The sequence below is a fragment of the Pseudoduganella sp. SL102 genome, assembly GCF_027856995.1.
Lineage (GTDB): Bacteria > Pseudomonadota > Gammaproteobacteria > Burkholderiales > Burkholderiaceae_D > Rugamonas > Rugamonas albidiflava.
Genome location: NZ_CP115554.1, coordinates 2,660,102 through 2,676,500 on the forward strand (window position 1 = coordinate 2,660,102; position 16,399 = coordinate 2,676,500).

Sequence of the window (16,399 nt, forward strand, 5' to 3'; positions counted from 1 at the left end):
CCGTTGAAAGATAATCGCCTGACTTGGTGCAGAGAATAGGCGCGCGCGATGTGATCGCCGTCTCCACCAGCGCGTTCGTCGAGCTGCCTTCGCTGCTGGGCCAGCCGGCCAGCCTGCAGGTCAGCCTGGCGGACGGCACGCGCACCACCTTCGCGGGCGAGGTCAGCGAATTCGCCCAGCTGGGCAGCGAAGGCGGCGTGGCCCGCTACCGTGTCCGCATCTCCCACTGGATCTGGCGCCTGGCGCACGCGCGCAACAGTCGCGTGTGGCAAGACATGAGCGTGACCGACATCGTCGACGCGGTATTCGGCGATCACGGCGCGGCCGCGCGCTGGCGCTGGAGCGACGAAGTCATGCCGTTCATGGAGGCAGCGACACCGCGCAGCTACTGCTGCCAGTACCGCGAGACCGTCCTGGCCTTCGTCGAGCGCCTACTGGCCGAGGAAGCCCTGGCCTGGCGCTTCGAGCAGGGCGAGGATGGCCCGTCGATGGTGCTGTTCGCCGACAGCAGCAGCACGAGCGGCGTGCCGGACGATCCGTCCAGCGCGGGCATGGGCATACGCTTCCACGGCGCCCACTCGCGCGAGCAGAGCGACACCGTGCAGGCCTTGGCCTCGATGCGCAGCGTGGGCCCGTCCAGCAGCACGACGCTGAGCTACGACTACATGTCGAAAAAGGCCGTGGCGGCCGCGTCGCCATCGTGGCTGTCGAACGGCACCAAACTGCCGCCGCTCGAATCGTTCGACACACCGGGCCAGTACGCACACGCCGATGGCGGCCAGGCGCAACGCTGGGCCGACCTGCAGATGCAGGCGCGCGAGGCGCGCAGCCAGCTGTGGCGGGGCCGCTCGACAGTGCGCACGTTACGCGCCGGCACGAAATTGACCGTCACCGGCGCACCACTGCAGCGCCTGGGCGACGCGGCCGGCTACACGATCCTGCGCGTGGTCAGCGTGGGCGTGAACAACCTGCCGTCGAAGGCGACCGAAGCGCTGGCCGAACTGTTCGGCCCCATCCCCGAGCTGTTGCAGGAAATGTCGCGTGACCTGCCATCCGACTGGCCATCGCGCAGGCCCGCAAGGCCGGCTACTCCAACTGCTTCGAAGCGGTGGCCAGCGACGTGATCTGGCGCCCGGTACTGCCGGGCAGCGACGGCCGCGCGCATCCGAAGCCGACCGCGCACGGCGCGCAGACCGCGATCGTGGTCGGCGCCGATGGCGGCGAGGCGCTGTCCGGCTCCGACGAACTGTATTGCGACGCGCTGGGCCGCGTGCGCATCCGCTACCACTGGCAAGACAGCGGCGACGCCACTTGCTGGGTGCGCGTGGCGCAGAGATTGGCCGGCGGCGGGATCGGCAGCCAGTTTTTACCGCGCATCGGCCAGGAAGTGGTCGTGCAGTTCATGGAAAACGACATCGACCGGCCGATCATTGTGGGCGCGGTCTACAACGGCCAGAGCGAGGGCGGCGTTGCGCCGACGCCGGGTGGCGAAGCGGCTACCAGTACTGATGGCGCCGCGCTGTTCAAGCCGTCGATCGACCACGGTATTTCCACGCAGGGCAACCTTGCGTTTGATGCATACTAGCGGCTTTAGAAAATTTCCAAAACTGGTAGCTAAGATTAATGTCAAAGATTATTCTGGCGGATGCGATGAGTTCGCTGATATTACTAATGGTGGCACGAAGGGTCCAGTGACGAGGCGAAAATCGGAAATGCAGATGTTTAGGCACAGCGTATATGATTCGACTCACTAAGGTAAGAGAGATGAGAAAGTTTTTCGTTTTATTGCTTGTAAGTAATTTTGTTTTCGGGGCAATGGCACAAGCTGCCTCGGCGAATAGCACTTGGAAATATGTCGGAGCTAAAGAATATTTTGGTGATGCTAATCTTATCGAGCCCTTTCACGTTGGAAGTGTACAAATTATCGATGGGAAGCTTTCCTTATCACCTTCGTGCGCCACAACTGTTAAGGCCGAACCCTATGATTCCTCAAGGATTTTCCAAAGTTTGTTACGTCAGAAGATAAGCTTGGCTGAGGTCAGGAAATACTTTAAGGATCGGTTGCAGTTCGAGCTTGATAGCGTAACTACTGTATACACGGCGGATGTTTCTGATTGCTCAAGAATATTTGCGAAAATATTAATTCAGGGTGATCGCATGGTTGCTGTGCATCAAGCGACTACTTTTTATATGTTTACACGTGAGGTTGCGCCAATACAGAATGTTGGACGCCCAGGAAGTCATTCAACATTGAAGGTAACGCCTCTTCCATTAAACCTAACTAATTATGTCAACTTATGTCAGCCAGCAATTCCAAGAAAGCACGGGATTCCGCAAGTTTCTGCGGTTTGTGCACCTGATTTTTACCCGTATGTAGCAGATGATCATAGTGGTGATGTGTTATCAAAGGTAGTGGGTACCCACAATTACATAAGTTACCGTAACGATGCGAACGGTGACTATGACAACCCATTTTTGAAAAAGTTACACCCAGTTTATCTTGTTTTACCGTCGTTCAATGGTGTATCCATTCTTAGGGTTGATGATATTGAATCTACCGGCGACGAGCGCGACGCGTTTAGTGGCGCGTACTTGACGATTAAGGACGGGAAGGTCGTTGATCAATTAAATGAAGGGTGCAGTATGAATGTTAAGTATGTTTGTAAAGACGACACTGGAAACGAGGTAGCCCGCATACTTCTTTCAGGTAAGTTTCAAAGAAATTAGTGCTATTTGTTAGAATTGCCTAGTCACTGAGTCCATAGCGATTTATTCAGCGTTGAGTGTTACTGCTGTATTCTCTTGGTTCCAGAGTTGGCTGGCTAAGGATATTGCATGTCGTCAGCGTGGGCGTGAACAACCCTGCCGTCGAAGGCAACTGAAGCGCTGGCCGAGCTGCTCGGCCCCATCCCCGAGCTGCTGCAGGAAGTGGCGCGCGACGTGCCGCCCGATTTCGACCTGGCCATCGCGCAGGGCCGCAAGGCCGGCTACGCCAACTGCTTCGAGGCGGTGGCCAGCGACGTGGTCTGGCGCCCGGTGCTGCCGGGCAGCGACGGCCGCGCGCATCCGAAGCAGACCGCGCACGGCGCGCAGACCGCGATCATGGTCGGCGCCGATGGCGGCGAGGCGCTGTCCGGCTCCGACGAACTGTATTGCGACGCGCTGGGCCGCGTGCGTATCCGCTACCACTGGCAAGACAGCGGCGACGCGACCTGCTGGGTGCGCGTTACGCAGAGATTGGCCGGCGGCGGGATCGGCAGCCAGTTTTTACCGCGCATCGGGCAAGAGGTCGTCGTGCAGTTCATGGAAAACGACATCGACCGGCCGATCATCGTGGGCGCGGTCTACAACGGCAGACTACCTAAGCAGTGGTTTCCTGGGATACAGGTTCGGGTACGTGCCACCTATTGGCTTCCAAGGACGCCGACGGCAAGCTGCCAGAGATTACAAAAGTGCATACTGTCGACGTTCCAAAGTACGTTGATGGTGAGGTCGGTGAGCTTTGGGTGTTGCGAACCAAGGAAGGAAACATAGAGGTAGTATCGAGCAATTATCAGCCAAATCATCCTAGTTGGCTTGGCAAGATAAAAGGTTGGCCTGAGCCATCATTGGAATACCAGCGGGAACGTTGGGCTATTATAAGAACACCGCTGAGATGCATGTGCGAAATTATCGAAAACTCCTCGATAAACCAAATTCCTCGCCATTGGAGTATAGATCTAAAATCTTGGAGCTTGGCTGTGAGGTATAATAAGAAGGAAATCGCCAGTTTCAAAGGATCAGATGATCCAGTGTAGCTGGAACACCTAAAGTCTGATTATGCAAAAGGGCTGAAAAGTTCGGAAAAGGAACGCAAAGGAATAATGAAGAGGAAGCCTTTGGAACGATGCTTTGCTTTCTATACAGCCGGCTTTGACTTCTGCCCAACATGCCGAAGTATTCTTCGGGCCATATGTCTGGCGTGAGTTGTCTATCGGATGAATTTTGGAATTCTGCAGGCGGGAAAATTTTATGATTTTCTCGAAACGGAATGATATGATGAAATATATCGCTGCGTTCGTTTTCTTTTCGATAGTGTGTGCATGTGCGGACGCACAAAGTGATTCGACAGGCACCTATGGTGCACAAGTCGGAATCGTAAACCATACTGGACGGTACATTTATGCAACCATGGTCGGTGACAGTGGCGGGGGCATTCTGGTAAATACAATCCTGGGGTAGCAAATATCTGCTGTGTAACGTTACCAGATAAGTGGAATCCGAAACTGGAGTTCCTGGTGCGATGGGACATGCCGGAAGGTACCAAACACGTGTGGAGGGAGAAGCTTGTTAAAGTTGAGCAATATGAAAAGCCCGGAAGTCTTTATCTGCACTTTTTCCAAGATGACGAAGTACGAATTGTTGTAACAAATTGGGCCGGGAGCTCGCCGAAGCATCCTATTGCACCACCTCCTGAAGCAGAGTAAGTACTTTAGCCAGATTAGGATGATACTTGCTACAGTCAGCAAAATTGCTCTTGCTAGAAGCAGTATGTGATCAACGTCGGCAAATAAGGGGATCATATGCGTGCGGCAATAGACGTGTTGCCTTACGCGAGCATAGCGATCCACCATTGGCCTCTCATCCCGCCGCATTGTAGGGATCCCGATCCAGCAGTGTATGTATAACCAGTAGAGTCGACGGGCCGATTTTAGATACGGCTCCGCGGAAAGTTGATGCATACGGAAAAGCTGGGAAAAATGCGTTAGCAGACGTGTAATCGTGGCACTGGGCCGTACGCTGCGCACATCACGCAGATTCTCTCGACAAGCAATAAATATACAGGAGCAGAATGATAAAGCACATTGTTCTCGCTGCCGCCATGTTTGGCGCCACGGCCGCGCGAGCTGAAGTACTGGCCGAAACGGAATGCTACGTCCGCGTAACACCGAGTAATGACGGGAAAATCGTCCGTCTCATATTCCGCCGCTACGTGGACGTGGAGCTGAAAAAGGAGGTAGGCTCATTCGTACAGTACAACCATACGAAAGAGATCATCCCGCTAGTACTTTCCACGCACTTGGATACAGACACCGAATCCCCAGATCTGGGAAATTATGAGGACACCAGGATAGAAATCTTGGGCAATAGAGTGACCGGGGAGTACAAGTTTATTCAGACCGGCGCCGGTCATAGACAAGGACGATACGTACGCTATACAAGCGCGAAGAACGTAAAACCGGTCATCTTCCACCATACGGGCAGTGACGACGACACCTCGTGCAAGTTAACTACTAAGAATTGACCATTCAATCTGTGAGGTTGGTATGGAGTCAATCCGGAGCGTGAAAGGCAAAGCGAAATGGTGATGAGACTATCCTGCTCGACGAGCTTTGATCAAACCGATGTTTTAGAAAAATGAGGTAAGCGTGTCTACTCTGCAGAAAGCGATTTCCATCGCAATAGAAGCGCATGCAGGACAGTTCGATAAGGCAGGTGCGCCTTACATATCGCACCCATTACGGGTCATGCAGCGATGCATGACTGAAAGTGAACAGATTGCAGCCGTGCTGCACGATGTGGTGGAAGACACGAACGTCACGATGTGTGACCTTCAGCGTCATGGCTTTTCCGATGAGATCATTGCCGCATTGCAGTGCCTCACGAAAAAGCATGGGGAGCACTATGAGGACTTTATCTCTCGGGTGATGACCGACCGCCTAGCGCGGCGTGTAAAAATGGCCGATCTGATTGATAATCTGGACTGTTCACGCTTGCGAACGGTAGATGAAAGTGATCTGGCGAGGATAAAGCGATATGTGGTGGCACTGAACCGTTTGCGCGATGAGTGATGCCGCGACGTTTCCTGACGCCACTGCCGTCTTTGGAAAGCTAGGATCTGGCTGAGAGTTGCCACGTACCCCGAAGCAAGGGCATAGCAGCGGCGGAATAGCCTAGGATTCCAATGATGCGAAGACCCATCAGGAATAAATGTCGTCCTGAACAACCGATCGTAATTCGACTTTGCAATCGAACAGACGAAGCACGTCTCCGCTTATTTCTTCCTTAGTTGCCAGGACGGTCGCACATGAAATATCTCATACTTTTAGCTGCAGCCACCTGTCTAAGTGCATGCGCAGCCGCGCCACCGGAAGGGCCTGAAGAATACGGTGCGACGATTGGAATCGTGAATCACACTGACAAATACATCTACGCAACGGAGGTAGGCACCAGTGGTGGTGGACACGCGGCACGCTATAGCGCAGGCATTGCAAATGTTTGTTGCGTAGTGGTGCCCGTCAAATGGCACGCTGGATTGCGAATGAATGTTCAATGGGACATGCCGGAAGGCTCTGAACATGTTTGGAAGGAAAAGATGGTCGAGGTCAAGAAGTACGATGAACCCGGTAGCGTCTATCTCCACTTCTTTGACAATGATGAGATACGTATAGTAGTGACTGATTGGATTGGAGGCGCACCCGAGCATCCGATCCCGCCACCAGTGAAACCGTTAGTCAATGATCCTCCTATGCGATATGATTCTGCCGGAAAAAACAAGTCATCCCTTGCTTTGTCAGCCGCGACTCAGGGATCCGTTCCAAAGCGGTAGGCTTGTGTCGGATGTAGGGGCTCAAGTCGGCATCAGTCATATTGCGTTGGAACTCTTGTGGATTTATTGACTGAACTGATGCCAGATTTGTGATGATGAATGGCTGGAATTCAAAAGGCTGCCCCGTGTGCCGTCACCAATGGACCAGCGGAAAACACCCCCCTGAGCTGGCCGTGAACCTGGCTTTACACGCCAGGCTTCATCGTTGCACAGCCTGCGCGACCTATTGGGAACAAAATGAACGCTACGCCAATGTCGTCGAAGAAGCGTACGTGCGCGAGAACTACCCCGAATGCATACCCCCGCAGAAATGACACGGCACGATCCTAAAAGCCGATCGCGAATGAGAGCGTTCAATGGTTGACGCGGCCGACCGGATACTGCGCGAACTCGCAGCGCATCCCACAGAAAAGGAAGGCTTCGCCAGGGATGATTTCGATGCCCTGACTGACCAGCAGCGGCATTTGCTGGTCGAGCCATTCTTCGCCGATCTGGCGGATGGCGATGCAACAGCAGTGGCCCCCCTTCAATGGCTACTGGGCGAGCAGTATGTGTCCTGCCTTGAGTCACGCCTGAAAAGCTTGCCGGGCGGTGCGCCAGGGCTCGTGTTCATTCCCTACTGGCTGTACGAGGCCACCCGGGATGAATCGTACCTGGCAAGGATGATGGCGGAAATCATGCGGTCCGACGCGTCGTGGGCGCGCCGGCGTCATGCGGTCGGTGGCTATCTGCGGAGAGCGATCGGAAAAAGTCCCGTGTTCTGGGATTTCTGCCGGTACCTGATCCTCCACGATAGCGATCCTTCGATGAAGAAAACAGCGCTGGTCTGGCTGGCCCAGGAAAAAGAATACGGGCTGGTCGAGCTCACGCTGGATCACAGGCTGGCCAACTGCCTCGCGGGCATGACGGGGCCGGACGCCCCAACGGTGGAGGCCATGGAAATCCTGGATGCCGTGCATCCCGACACGGGAGCCTTCGCCGCATCGATGGAACGAGCGAAAAACGATTCCACCACGACTCGCCGTTCCGACTACTCCAACTAAACACACGTAACGCCATGGATGCATACCAGCGATTCCTCGATTTCTTCGAGATGCACAATAAAGAGCGGCTGGATGGCCTGGATGACAGTTATTTTGCCGCGATGTCCCCTGATGAACGAGCCAGGGCATTCGAGTTCTTGCTGGAGAAGGTCGAGGCGGGCGGTTCCGAGGAAAGCGTGCACGGCCTGTTTCGGGCCAATGCAGTTCGGGCCACCGAATCCGTCAAGGCTTTACTCGAAAGCGGGCGGCTGCGTCCGCGGGCGGAGATCGCCGCGGCGTGGAACCTTTGTCGCACCGGTGCCGACGTACCGGTGCTGCCCGTCTTCATCAAAGGCATGTCCAGCGCCGATAGCGAGGCGAGGACGAACGCGGCGTACTACGTGCCCGTCGATCCTTTGACGGATGAAGTCAAGGCGGCATTCGAGAAAATGATTCGTACGGAAACGGAGCAACTGGCGCGGATTCATGCCGTCAACGGGCTGTTGAGCGGGTGTGGCGTCAGCAAGGAGTCGGTCGGCAAAAGCACCTTTCTGGAAATCTACCGGGGCTTGCACAGCGCCGATATGCGGGCCAAGCAAGCGGCGTTCGAACGCCTGGATGCGATCCGCCAGACGATGAACTGAAGCCGCCAGCCTTCGCCAGCGCTGGTGAAGTCCGGACCGCGAACTTGACCGTTACGACTAGCTCGCGCGGCACCGTACGCGCATCTTCCTCCCGCCCACCGCCCTGAACGCGTGCCGTTCGTAAAACTGCAGCGCCCCGGCAAACTCCGGCAGCGGCGGCGTGCACAGTTCCATACACGCCCAGCCACGCTGCGGCGCCAGTGCCAGAGCGGCCTCCAGTAACGCCGAGCCGGCCGATTGGCTGCGGTATTGCGGCAGCACGTAGCATTCCTGGATGATGCCGATCTTCCCTTCGGCATACAGCGCATGGCTCTCGGCGATCGTCACCACGCCTACCGCCTGCTCACCGCTGTACGCAAGCAGCGCGGTATAAATGCCTTCCTCAATCCAGCGCGCGCAGAGCCGCGCGGTCAGCGGTTCGTTGTGGTCGAAGTGGCTCTGGTCGTTGGTACGGTTGCAGATTTCCTGCGTCAGGGCGGTGATCAGCGAGGCGACGACGGTGGCGTCTGCGGAATTGGCGGGGATGACATGAAGACTCAACGTAAACGCTCCAGTTTATGCACTCGCGGCCTGCGATGGCCCGCAAGTGTGCGGTTGTTAAAAACGCACGATGATAGCGTACGGGGCGCCTTCGATCGGGTCCAGGCGGCTGGTAACGACCGCGGTTGCTGTGGAGCGAGGACCTGGGCCACCAGCCGCGGCTCAGGGGGTCGATCGCCCTGAGCAACGTGTGCTTCTTCTAAAAGCGATGTTTCGGTGGGGCTCGGCCGACGGATCAATGGCCCTTGGAATTGCTGACGTGGCAAATTATTCGGACAATTTTCCCTTAATATTGCGACATTGGATTGTGGTCTGCCACGCCTGGTTCGTTGGTGACCGGGCTTGGGAACTGGCGTGAATGGAATGGACATGATGATGCGTTATCTTTTGAGTATTTTCGCTGCTTTATCGTTGGCTATGCTCTGTGCAAGTTCGCAGGCATCCGATAAAGTGCTTGCACCTTCACTTGAATTCTCGATCAAGACCTTCGAGCTCCCCGCGCGGCGCGGCAAGGTTGAAGACGTGTCCATCAAGACATTGAGATTAGTGTCCGTGAAGGGAATGTCGACCAAAGGACTCAAGAGGGTGAATGCCCGACTTCGCTCCTTGGAAAAAGAGATGCTGCGCGAGGCAAAACTCTGCCGCACCTCTGCGGACGGTCATCCGTGGGGCTATGAAATCGCATTCGAGAAAATCGCGGTTTCAAAAAGGTACATCAGCGCCGTCTTCAAGAAATTTATGGTCTGTGCGGGCTCTCCTGATATCGAGAAGGTTGCCCTCGTTTTTGCAAGGTCGAGTGGCCGGTGGGTCCCGGGTGTGAGTCTCGTAAAAGAACTCTTCCCGCCCTCGGTAGACGTCGTGGCCAGTGACTGGAGCGATCCTGAAAGAGTGAAGCTGGACGATCACTTGACGGAAAAAATGATCGATGACAGCAAAACCGCCGGTATCGAGTTAGACGAACGGTGCGATTTCTACCTGAAAACTGCATACTACATGGTATGGGTCGACGGCCAGCGGCTGAAGTTTTTCCCTGAGTTCAATCAGCCGATGTCAATCTGCCAAAAGGAATACATGATCGTGCCAACAGCAGATCAACGGGATTTTTAAAGGTACTCCTATGACCATGGTATTCGACATTGTCCATTTCAACTATACCGACCGGCCCATTTTCGATGCCTTCATTGATGGAAAGGCTGGAGGCACAACCAGTCCGTATCCTGCGACCGGGGGAGGTTCGATTTCCGGTGTGGCGCTGGTGTCGGGGCCGAAGAAGGTGACGTGGCGGCTCGATGGTCCGCCTGGAATGCCGAGAAACGGACACACCGTTTCGGCAAAGAATGTACCGATGCTCACCGGTGTGCCGCCAGATGCCCGGTACCTGGGTGTCCATATTTACCCGGATACGACAGTCGAACTGATACCGTCACGCCACTACCCGCGACCCACGGAAAAGGGCGTTGCGCTTGCGGGAAAAGGAGTATAGCGATGACGGCTACCGGCCTTGGCTGCCGCTGGTGGGTAAAACCCCGTTAACAGTTCTTGAGCGATTCGAACACTATCAACAGGATGTCATGAACCAGCTGAAAATCCTTGCTTTCGCGAGTCTTCTCCTGGCGCTCAGCGAAGCAAGAGCGGCTAACCCGACTGTATTCTCGCCCCGAAACGGTATCTCGGCCAAGGTGCTGATCGACGGAACCGTCGTCAGGTATGAGGTTCGCACTGGGAAAACAGTCAATGGCGATGAGATTGACATCCATACGGAGAATCTGCTGAATGTCGAGCTCGCTGACTACAATTTCGATGGCTATCAGGATTTTGCGATCCACCATATCGATGACGGCAAGGGAACGTACACGCTCTTCTATATCTATGTGTATTCACCGAAAGCCAACACCTTCATCAATTTGAGACCGAAATGCGGCGACGAATTCGTCAACGTAAGAATCAACAGAAAAACGCGTACTCTGACGAACATGCATTGGGTGCACAATGCCGTCACGTCATGCACCAAGAAATACTAGTAGTGTAGTCCGTTGCCGAGTCCGTGCACGCAGCGTGGTGCAATAGACTTGCTGCATGCGGTGGCTAACTCCATCAAAAACGCCAGCCGGGCTCTGGTCGATCCGGTGCGGGACCAGTTGTCCTGTTATCGAAGCGCCGAGGCCTGGCTTCAGCAGCGACAAGTCATCGAAAGGGCAAAATATAAAGTGGGTTATCACGTCACCATCCTGCGCACCGAAGCAGGGATCCGGCAGCCGATCACGGAGGACGAAGTGCGCAGTGCCATCGTGCCCATGACCGGGCGGCTTGAAATCATCCCGGGTGCGAAGGAGTGGTGCCTGGGCCAGCCCGAGTTGGGAGACGACAGCGAGGCGCTATGGCTGGACGATGGCGAATTGTGGACGAAGAATCCCAGCGAGCCTTTCGTCGCGCTGATGATCGAGCTGGCGGGCTACCTTGGCGCGCGCGTGCGCGGTGACGAAGGCGAAACCTATCGTTCGCTCGACGATGTGTACATCCACCCCGACGACAAGGCCGATCTGCATGCGGCTGATGCGCCCGGGCCAGGCAACGCCCGCATTGCATGGGGAACGTGGTGGCGGCGCGGGGTGCTTGGCTTCGTCATCGTCGTGGCGGCGGTCCAGCTGTATCGCCATCTCGCATAAGGCCCTCCCATGAACAGGATCCTCGGCTGCCTCGTGCTCGCGCTCACGGCCAGCATCGCCCGTGCCGCCCCGGCATTCCCGGATGCGCTGGAAGACGCCGTCAACGCAGGCCTGCGCGCCACCGGCGCGCGCGGTCTGGCCCTTGCCGTCATCGAGCCGGGCAAGCCTGCCTTCATCCGCACCTGGGGCGAGCGCAACGCAGCCGGGGCAAAGCTCGAACCGGACACCATCATGTACGGCGCCTCGCTGACGAAGACCGTGTTCGCCTACCTGGTGTCGCAGCTGGCCAGCGAAGGGAAGCTCGACCTGGACCGCCCTCTGGCCGATTACCTGGCAAAGCCGCTGCCCGATTACGGCAACTTGCCGGCCTATGGCAAATGGGGCGACCTGCGCGGCGACGAACGCTGGCGTCGCATCACGGCGCGCATGGTGCTCACCCACTCGACCGGCTTTGCCAATTTCGCCTTCGTGGAACCGGATGGCAAGCTGCGCATCCACTTCGAGCCGGGCAGCCGCTATGCGTACTCCGGCGAAGGCATCATGCTGCTGCAGTTCGCGCTGGAGCAGGGGCTCAAGCTGGACGTGGGCGCCGAACTGCAGCGCCGCTTGTTCGACCGCTTCGGCATGCGCGATACGAGCCTGCGGTGGCGGCCGGACTTCGCGCGGAACCTGGCCGATGGCTGGACCATCGAGGGCAAGCCGGAACCGCACGATGAGCGCAGCCGCGTGCGCGCGGCGGGATCGATGGATACCACCATCACGGACATGGCGCGGTTCGCCGCCGCGCTGGTCGATGGCGAAGGCCTGGGCAAGGCCGCGCACGACGACATGCTGCGCCCGCAACTGCCGATTACCACGCGCTCGCAGTTCCCCACGCTGCAGGCGGAGGCGCCCCAGGCAGCGCGTATCGCCGGGCTGTCCGTGGGGCTCGGACTGGTCACGTTCACGGGGCCGCAAGGGCCGGGCTTCTTCAAGGGTGGCCACAACGAGTCGACCGGCAACATGCTGGTGTGCCTGCGCGTGCAGCGGCGCTGCGTGGTCATCCTGTCGAACGACGTGCGGGCCGAACCGGCGTTCAGCGCCATCGTGCGCGCCGCGCTCGGCGACACGGGCATGCCGTGGCACTGGGAGTATGGCAAGCCGTGACAGGCATCCGCCGTCACGCAACGATCAACTCCTTGATCGAAACGTCGCGCGGAACCGTAGTGGTAACGTGAACACATACCGTAAGTCACTCGTGGCGGCAAGCTGATATTTCAGCTTGTTGCTGCGTGCCGACTGTTCATCCTGTATCACTCAACTCACTGACTGTTTGGCAATACACCGCTCAAATGCCGGTGCTGGTCTTCTAGAATCGAATCGAGAGGCAACTGCCTTTCATATTGATAATAAGATTCCGGAGACCAGAAACATGCCATCGAACCGCTCCACGCGTGACCGTATCCGCCCAACGGTGTGCGCCACCGCTGTCGCCACCGCCCTGTCCCTGCTGGCGTTTGAAACGGCCAGCGCCCAGCAGGCCCCCGCTGCCCAACAGGCTTCCAACGTTGTCGTCGTTTCCGGTACCCGGGCATCGGTGGCGTCGGCGATCGACCGCAAGAAAAACGCTTCCACGATCGTCGATTCGATCGTGGCCGAAGACATCGGCGAATTCCCCGACAAGAACGTGGGCGAGGCGCTGTCGCGCGTGACCGGCGTGCAGCTGTCGCGCGATTTCGGCGAAGGTTCGCAAGTGAACATCCGCGGCGTAGAAGCCAACCTGAATCGGGTGGAGATCAATGGCCTGTCCGTGCTGTCGACGAATGGCACCGCCGGCCGCGGCGCGGAGCTGCGCGAACTGCCGGCGGAACTGATCAAGTCGATCGACGTGGCCAAGGGCGTGACGGCTGACCAGACCGAAGGTGGCATCGGCGGTACGGTGAGCATCAAGACGAACATGCCGCTGGACTTCAAGACGCGCACGCTGGTCACCAAGCTGGAAGCGGAACACAGCACCAACCGCGGCGGCGTCGACCCGCGTGGCAGCATCCTCTTTGCCGACAAGTTCCTGAACGGCCGGCTGGGCGTGATGGCCAACGTGGTGTACGACAAGGTCATGACGCAGAACGACTATGCGCGCAACAGTAACTGGCGCTACTTCCGCGACTGGGATTTGTCGCCCGAGAAAACCAACACCAGCCTGAATCCGGCGGCCGCCGCCGTTGCCGACAAGGCCGGCTGCGCCGCACTCGCCGGCGCCAACAAGTCCGCCTGCGAAAGCCAGTGGAACGATTATTCGCCGGGCGTGCCGCGCTACGGTATCTGGACGCGCGACCACAAGCGCTCCAGCGCGGAGCTGACGGCGCAGTACCGCATCAACAACGGCTTCGATGTCTGGGCGCGCTACAACAAGAACGACCAGAAGCAGATGCTGAACGACCGTAACTACACCACGGACTTCGGCTCGCTGCACCGCTTCTCCACCGGCGGCGTGGCGCCCACCTATGGCGCCGATGGCAACATCCTGGCAGGTTCGCCGACCGCCACGTGCGCCAACCCGGCCGCCGGCGTAACGCCGCCGGGCATGACCTTCGTGAACCACGTCATGACCGAGTTCTCTGCCGGCACGTGCCAGAACGTGCCGGGGCAGGGCGCCTCGTACAACTTCGATACGGCGGCGCGCGACTTCGCGCTGAACATCAAGTCGAACTACAAGTCGGCCGGTTTCAACTGGAAGAACAGCCAGTGGTCGGTCGATGGCCTGGTGGCCAAGTCCGACTCGTTCTACGAGCTGCACACGAACCTGATCTCGATGGCCGGCAACATCCCTGGCCTGAAGGTCAAGCTGGATGACCAGGGCCTGCCGAAGTTCACCTTCCCGGCTGGCTATGATCCGAAGGACAGCAGCACTTATACCCGCATCCGCTCGCAGTACCAGCCGTCGTTCACGGACAACACGGAAGACCAGGTCAAGCTCGACCTGAAATGGCGGCCCGATTTGCCGTTCCTGAAGTCGATCTGGTTCGGTGGCCAGGGCCGCCGCGCCACGGCCGAACAGTATCGCTGGACCGGCTACCTGGTCCCCAACAATCCGGACAGCACCTCCGACGACGTGTACGTGCGCAGCCCCGAAGTGCTGCACGAGATCATCCACGACCCGCGCAACACCAGCGGCGTGCTGCGCAACAATGGCGCCATCATCCCCGGCACGAACCTTACCGCCAACAACACCACGCGCTACGTGACGGCGGGCGAGATGGCTTCGCTGGTCGACGCGATCCGCACCAACACGCCGGGCAGTTTCCTGAACGGCTATAGCGGCCTGTCCGGCTACCCGGACGGCTGGATGGCGCCAAGCTTCGCCCAGTCGACACAGTACTTCGACCTGTCGCGCTACAACCACGACCTGCTGACGCAGTCGATCGGCAACGACGGCAAGAGCTATCCGATGCCGCCGCAGTTCGCCGTCGAGGAGCGCATCCGCGCATTCTACGTGCGGGCCGACTTCGCGCATGAGCTGTTCGGTATCGAGTGGGACGGCAACGTGGGCGTGCGCTATACGGGCACGCGCACCCGCGCCAAGGGCCTGCAATCGTCGCGCGCCTACCGGCTCGATTCGAACGGCGTGCGCGTCGAGGACATCAAGTCGAACCAGATCATCACGGTGGAAAACAAGTACAGCGATGTGCTGCCGAGCTTCAATCTGGCCGGCTGGCTCGTGCCGGACAAGCTGGTGGCCCGCATCGGCTGGGGCAAGGTGATGTCGCGCCCGCCGATCGACAAGCTGACGCCGAACTACAGCTGCATCGCCGGCAGCGGCCAGTCGATCTTCAGCGGCGATGGCGGCACCGACGACTGCACGGCCGGCAACGTGAACCTGGAGCCGTTCCGCGCCACCAACAAGGATGCCAGCGTGGAGTGGTATCCGTCGGTGGACAGCCAGCTGTCGCTGGCCTTCTTCCGCAAGGATATCAATACTTACATCCAGAACGACGTGACGCTGCCGAACGTGAACCTGTTCGGCGACGGCGTGCTGTGGGACGTGAAGACGTCGATCAACAGCCGCGGCACCACCACGAAGGGATGGGAGCTGGCAGGGCGCACGGCGCTGACGATGCTGCCTGGCCTGTTCAGCGGCCTGGGGCTCGATGCCAACTACACCCGCATGAGCTTCAAGTACGCGCCGGGCAACGAGCTGTTCAACCCGCTGGACAACTCGGTGCTGCCGTACCCCGGCCTGTCGCGCAACAGCTACAACGTGGGCGTGTGGTATGACCTCGGCAAGTGGAACGCGCGCCTGGCCTACAACTACCGCGATGGCTATTACACGGGCACGGTGGATGCGAACGCCCAGCTGCCGGTGTATGGCGAAAAGACCGGCTTCCTGGACGCCAAGCTGCAGTTCCGCGCGACCGACAACCTGACGCTGTCGGTCGAAGGCAAGAACCTGACGGACGAGGGCCAGTTCCTGAACGCCGGCTCGACGTCGCGGCGCAACGAGCTGGCCTGGTCGGGACGGCGCTACTTCGTGGGGGCAACCTACAAGTTCTGATGCACCGGTGGCCTTGGCACCCTTCTTGCAACGCAAAGCGGCATCGCTGCGAACAGCACAGGAGGTTGACCATGGCTCACCATTTCAATGCACCGTTGCGCACGCTGCTGGCGCTGGCCTGGTGGTCCGGTGCCGCCAGCGCCATGGCCGCCAACCCGCTTGGTTTCGCCGTTGCCGCCGCCCCGTCGATGTTCGTGCTTGCCGTGGCGGAGGCGGCGCCCGACAGCGCCGATGGCAAGGCCGTGAAGGCGGTGGAGCCACGCCAGCCGCCGCCCGAGACGCCGGCGCCGGATGCGCGGCCCAGCCGGCAAGCCGCCGCGCAGCCCGTGTCCGAAGAACGGGTCGACGACCGCAAGGTCTCGCTGCGCTGAGGCGCGCTGTGCGGCACCGCGCCGGTGCACCAGTGC

At 58.5% G+C, this 16,399-nt stretch carries 16 protein-coding genes and 2 pseudogenes; 17 read left to right on the top strand and 1 reads right to left on the bottom strand.

Annotated features, from left to right (window positions below; all coding sequences use genetic code 11):
• The first annotated feature begins 26 nt into the window (after window positions 1-26).
• From OU994_RS11385 to OU994_RS11420, 10 genes and pseudogenes are all read left to right on the top strand, one after another.
• Window positions 27-1,124, top strand: coding sequence for a phage late control D family protein (locus tag OU994_RS11385; protein ID WP_307731923.1), 1,098 nt, complete (start codon window positions 27-29; stop codon window positions 1,122-1,124).
• Window positions 1,121-1,585, top strand: coding sequence for a phage baseplate assembly protein V (locus OU994_RS31645; RefSeq protein WP_307731869.1), 465 nt, complete (start codon window positions 1,121-1,123; stop codon window positions 1,583-1,585). The genes OU994_RS11385 and OU994_RS31645 overlap by 4 nt, the downstream gene beginning before the upstream one ends.
• A 179-nt stretch (window positions 1,586-1,764) precedes the next feature.
• On the top strand, window positions 1,765-2,727 hold the full coding sequence (locus tag OU994_RS11390) for a hypothetical protein (RefSeq protein ID WP_281610819.1): 963 nt from the start codon (window positions 1,765-1,767) through the stop codon (window positions 2,725-2,727).
• Between the two features lie 101 nt (window positions 2,728-2,828).
• Window positions 2,829-3,357, top strand: a pseudogene (locus tag OU994_RS11395) (phage baseplate assembly protein V); the annotation flags it as partial.
• A gap of 848 nt (window positions 3,358-4,205) precedes the next feature.
• Window positions 4,206-4,466, top strand: a pseudogene (locus OU994_RS31735) (DUF3304 domain-containing protein); the annotation flags it as partial.
• A 365-nt stretch (window positions 4,467-4,831) separates the two neighbouring features.
• The gene (locus OU994_RS11400) at window positions 4,832-5,284 is read left to right on the top strand and encodes a hypothetical protein (RefSeq protein ID WP_281610820.1); all 453 of its coding nucleotides are present in this window, start codon (window positions 4,832-4,834) and stop codon (window positions 5,282-5,284) included.
• 124 nt (window positions 5,285-5,408) lie between these two features.
• Complete coding sequence (locus tag OU994_RS11405; protein WP_281610821.1) at window positions 5,409-5,831, top strand: HD domain-containing protein; 423 nt, start codon at window positions 5,409-5,411, stop codon at window positions 5,829-5,831.
• A gap of 236 nt (window positions 5,832-6,067) precedes the next feature.
• Window positions 6,068-6,589 (top strand): DUF3304 domain-containing protein, encoded by a 522-nt coding sequence (locus OU994_RS11410; protein ID WP_281610822.1) that lies wholly within the window; start codon window positions 6,068-6,070, stop codon window positions 6,587-6,589.
• Between the two features lie 356 nt (window positions 6,590-6,945).
• On the top strand, window positions 6,946-7,632 hold the full coding sequence (locus tag OU994_RS11415) for a hypothetical protein (RefSeq protein WP_281610823.1): 687 nt from the start codon (window positions 6,946-6,948) through the stop codon (window positions 7,630-7,632).
• A 14-nt stretch (window positions 7,633-7,646) separates the two neighbouring features.
• Entirely contained in the window at window positions 7,647-8,255 is a 609-nt protein-coding gene (locus tag OU994_RS11420; protein WP_281610824.1) for a hypothetical protein, read from the top strand.
• A gap of 57 nt (window positions 8,256-8,312) precedes the next feature.
• Here OU994_RS11420 and OU994_RS11425 read toward each other — a convergent pair whose 3' ends face one another.
• Window positions 8,313-8,795, bottom strand: coding sequence for a GNAT family N-acetyltransferase (locus OU994_RS11425; RefSeq protein WP_281610825.1), 483 nt, complete (start codon window positions 8,793-8,795; stop codon window positions 8,313-8,315).
• A gap of 369 nt (window positions 8,796-9,164) precedes the next feature.
• On the opposite strand from OU994_RS11425, the gene OU994_RS11430 reads away from it, so the two are divergent.
• From OU994_RS11430 to OU994_RS11460, 7 genes are all read left to right on the top strand, one after another.
• Window positions 9,165-9,902: a hypothetical protein gene (locus tag OU994_RS11430; protein WP_281610826.1), complete on the top strand. Its 738-nt coding sequence runs from the start codon at window positions 9,165-9,167 to the stop codon at window positions 9,900-9,902.
• A 10-nt stretch (window positions 9,903-9,912) separates the two neighbouring features.
• Entirely contained in the window at window positions 9,913-10,278 is a 366-nt protein-coding gene (locus OU994_RS11435) for a hypothetical protein (RefSeq protein WP_281610827.1), read from the top strand.
• Window positions 10,253-10,816 (top strand): hypothetical protein, encoded by a 564-nt coding sequence (locus OU994_RS11440; RefSeq protein ID WP_281610828.1) that lies wholly within the window; start codon window positions 10,253-10,255, stop codon window positions 10,814-10,816. The genes OU994_RS11435 and OU994_RS11440 overlap by 26 nt, the downstream gene beginning before the upstream one ends.
• A 48-nt stretch (window positions 10,817-10,864) precedes the next feature.
• Window positions 10,865-11,461: a hypothetical protein gene (locus tag OU994_RS11445; protein WP_281610829.1), complete on the top strand. Its 597-nt coding sequence runs from the start codon at window positions 10,865-10,867 to the stop codon at window positions 11,459-11,461.
• A gap of 9 nt (window positions 11,462-11,470) precedes the next feature.
• Window positions 11,471-12,607, top strand: a complete 1,137-nt coding sequence (locus OU994_RS11450) for a serine hydrolase (protein ID WP_281610830.1) — start codon at window positions 11,471-11,473, stop codon at window positions 12,605-12,607.
• A gap of 265 nt (window positions 12,608-12,872) precedes the next feature.
• Window positions 12,873-15,992 carry a TonB-dependent receptor gene (locus OU994_RS11455; RefSeq protein ID WP_281610831.1) on the top strand — a complete coding sequence of 1,040 codons (3,120 nt, stop codon included), beginning with the start codon at window positions 12,873-12,875 and terminating at the stop codon, window positions 15,990-15,992.
• 71 nt (window positions 15,993-16,063) lie between these two features.
• Window positions 16,064-16,363 carry a hypothetical protein gene (locus OU994_RS11460; RefSeq protein WP_281610832.1) on the top strand — a complete coding sequence of 100 codons (300 nt, stop codon included), beginning with the start codon at window positions 16,064-16,066 and terminating at the stop codon, window positions 16,361-16,363.
• Window positions 16,364-16,399: the final 36 nt, after the last annotated feature.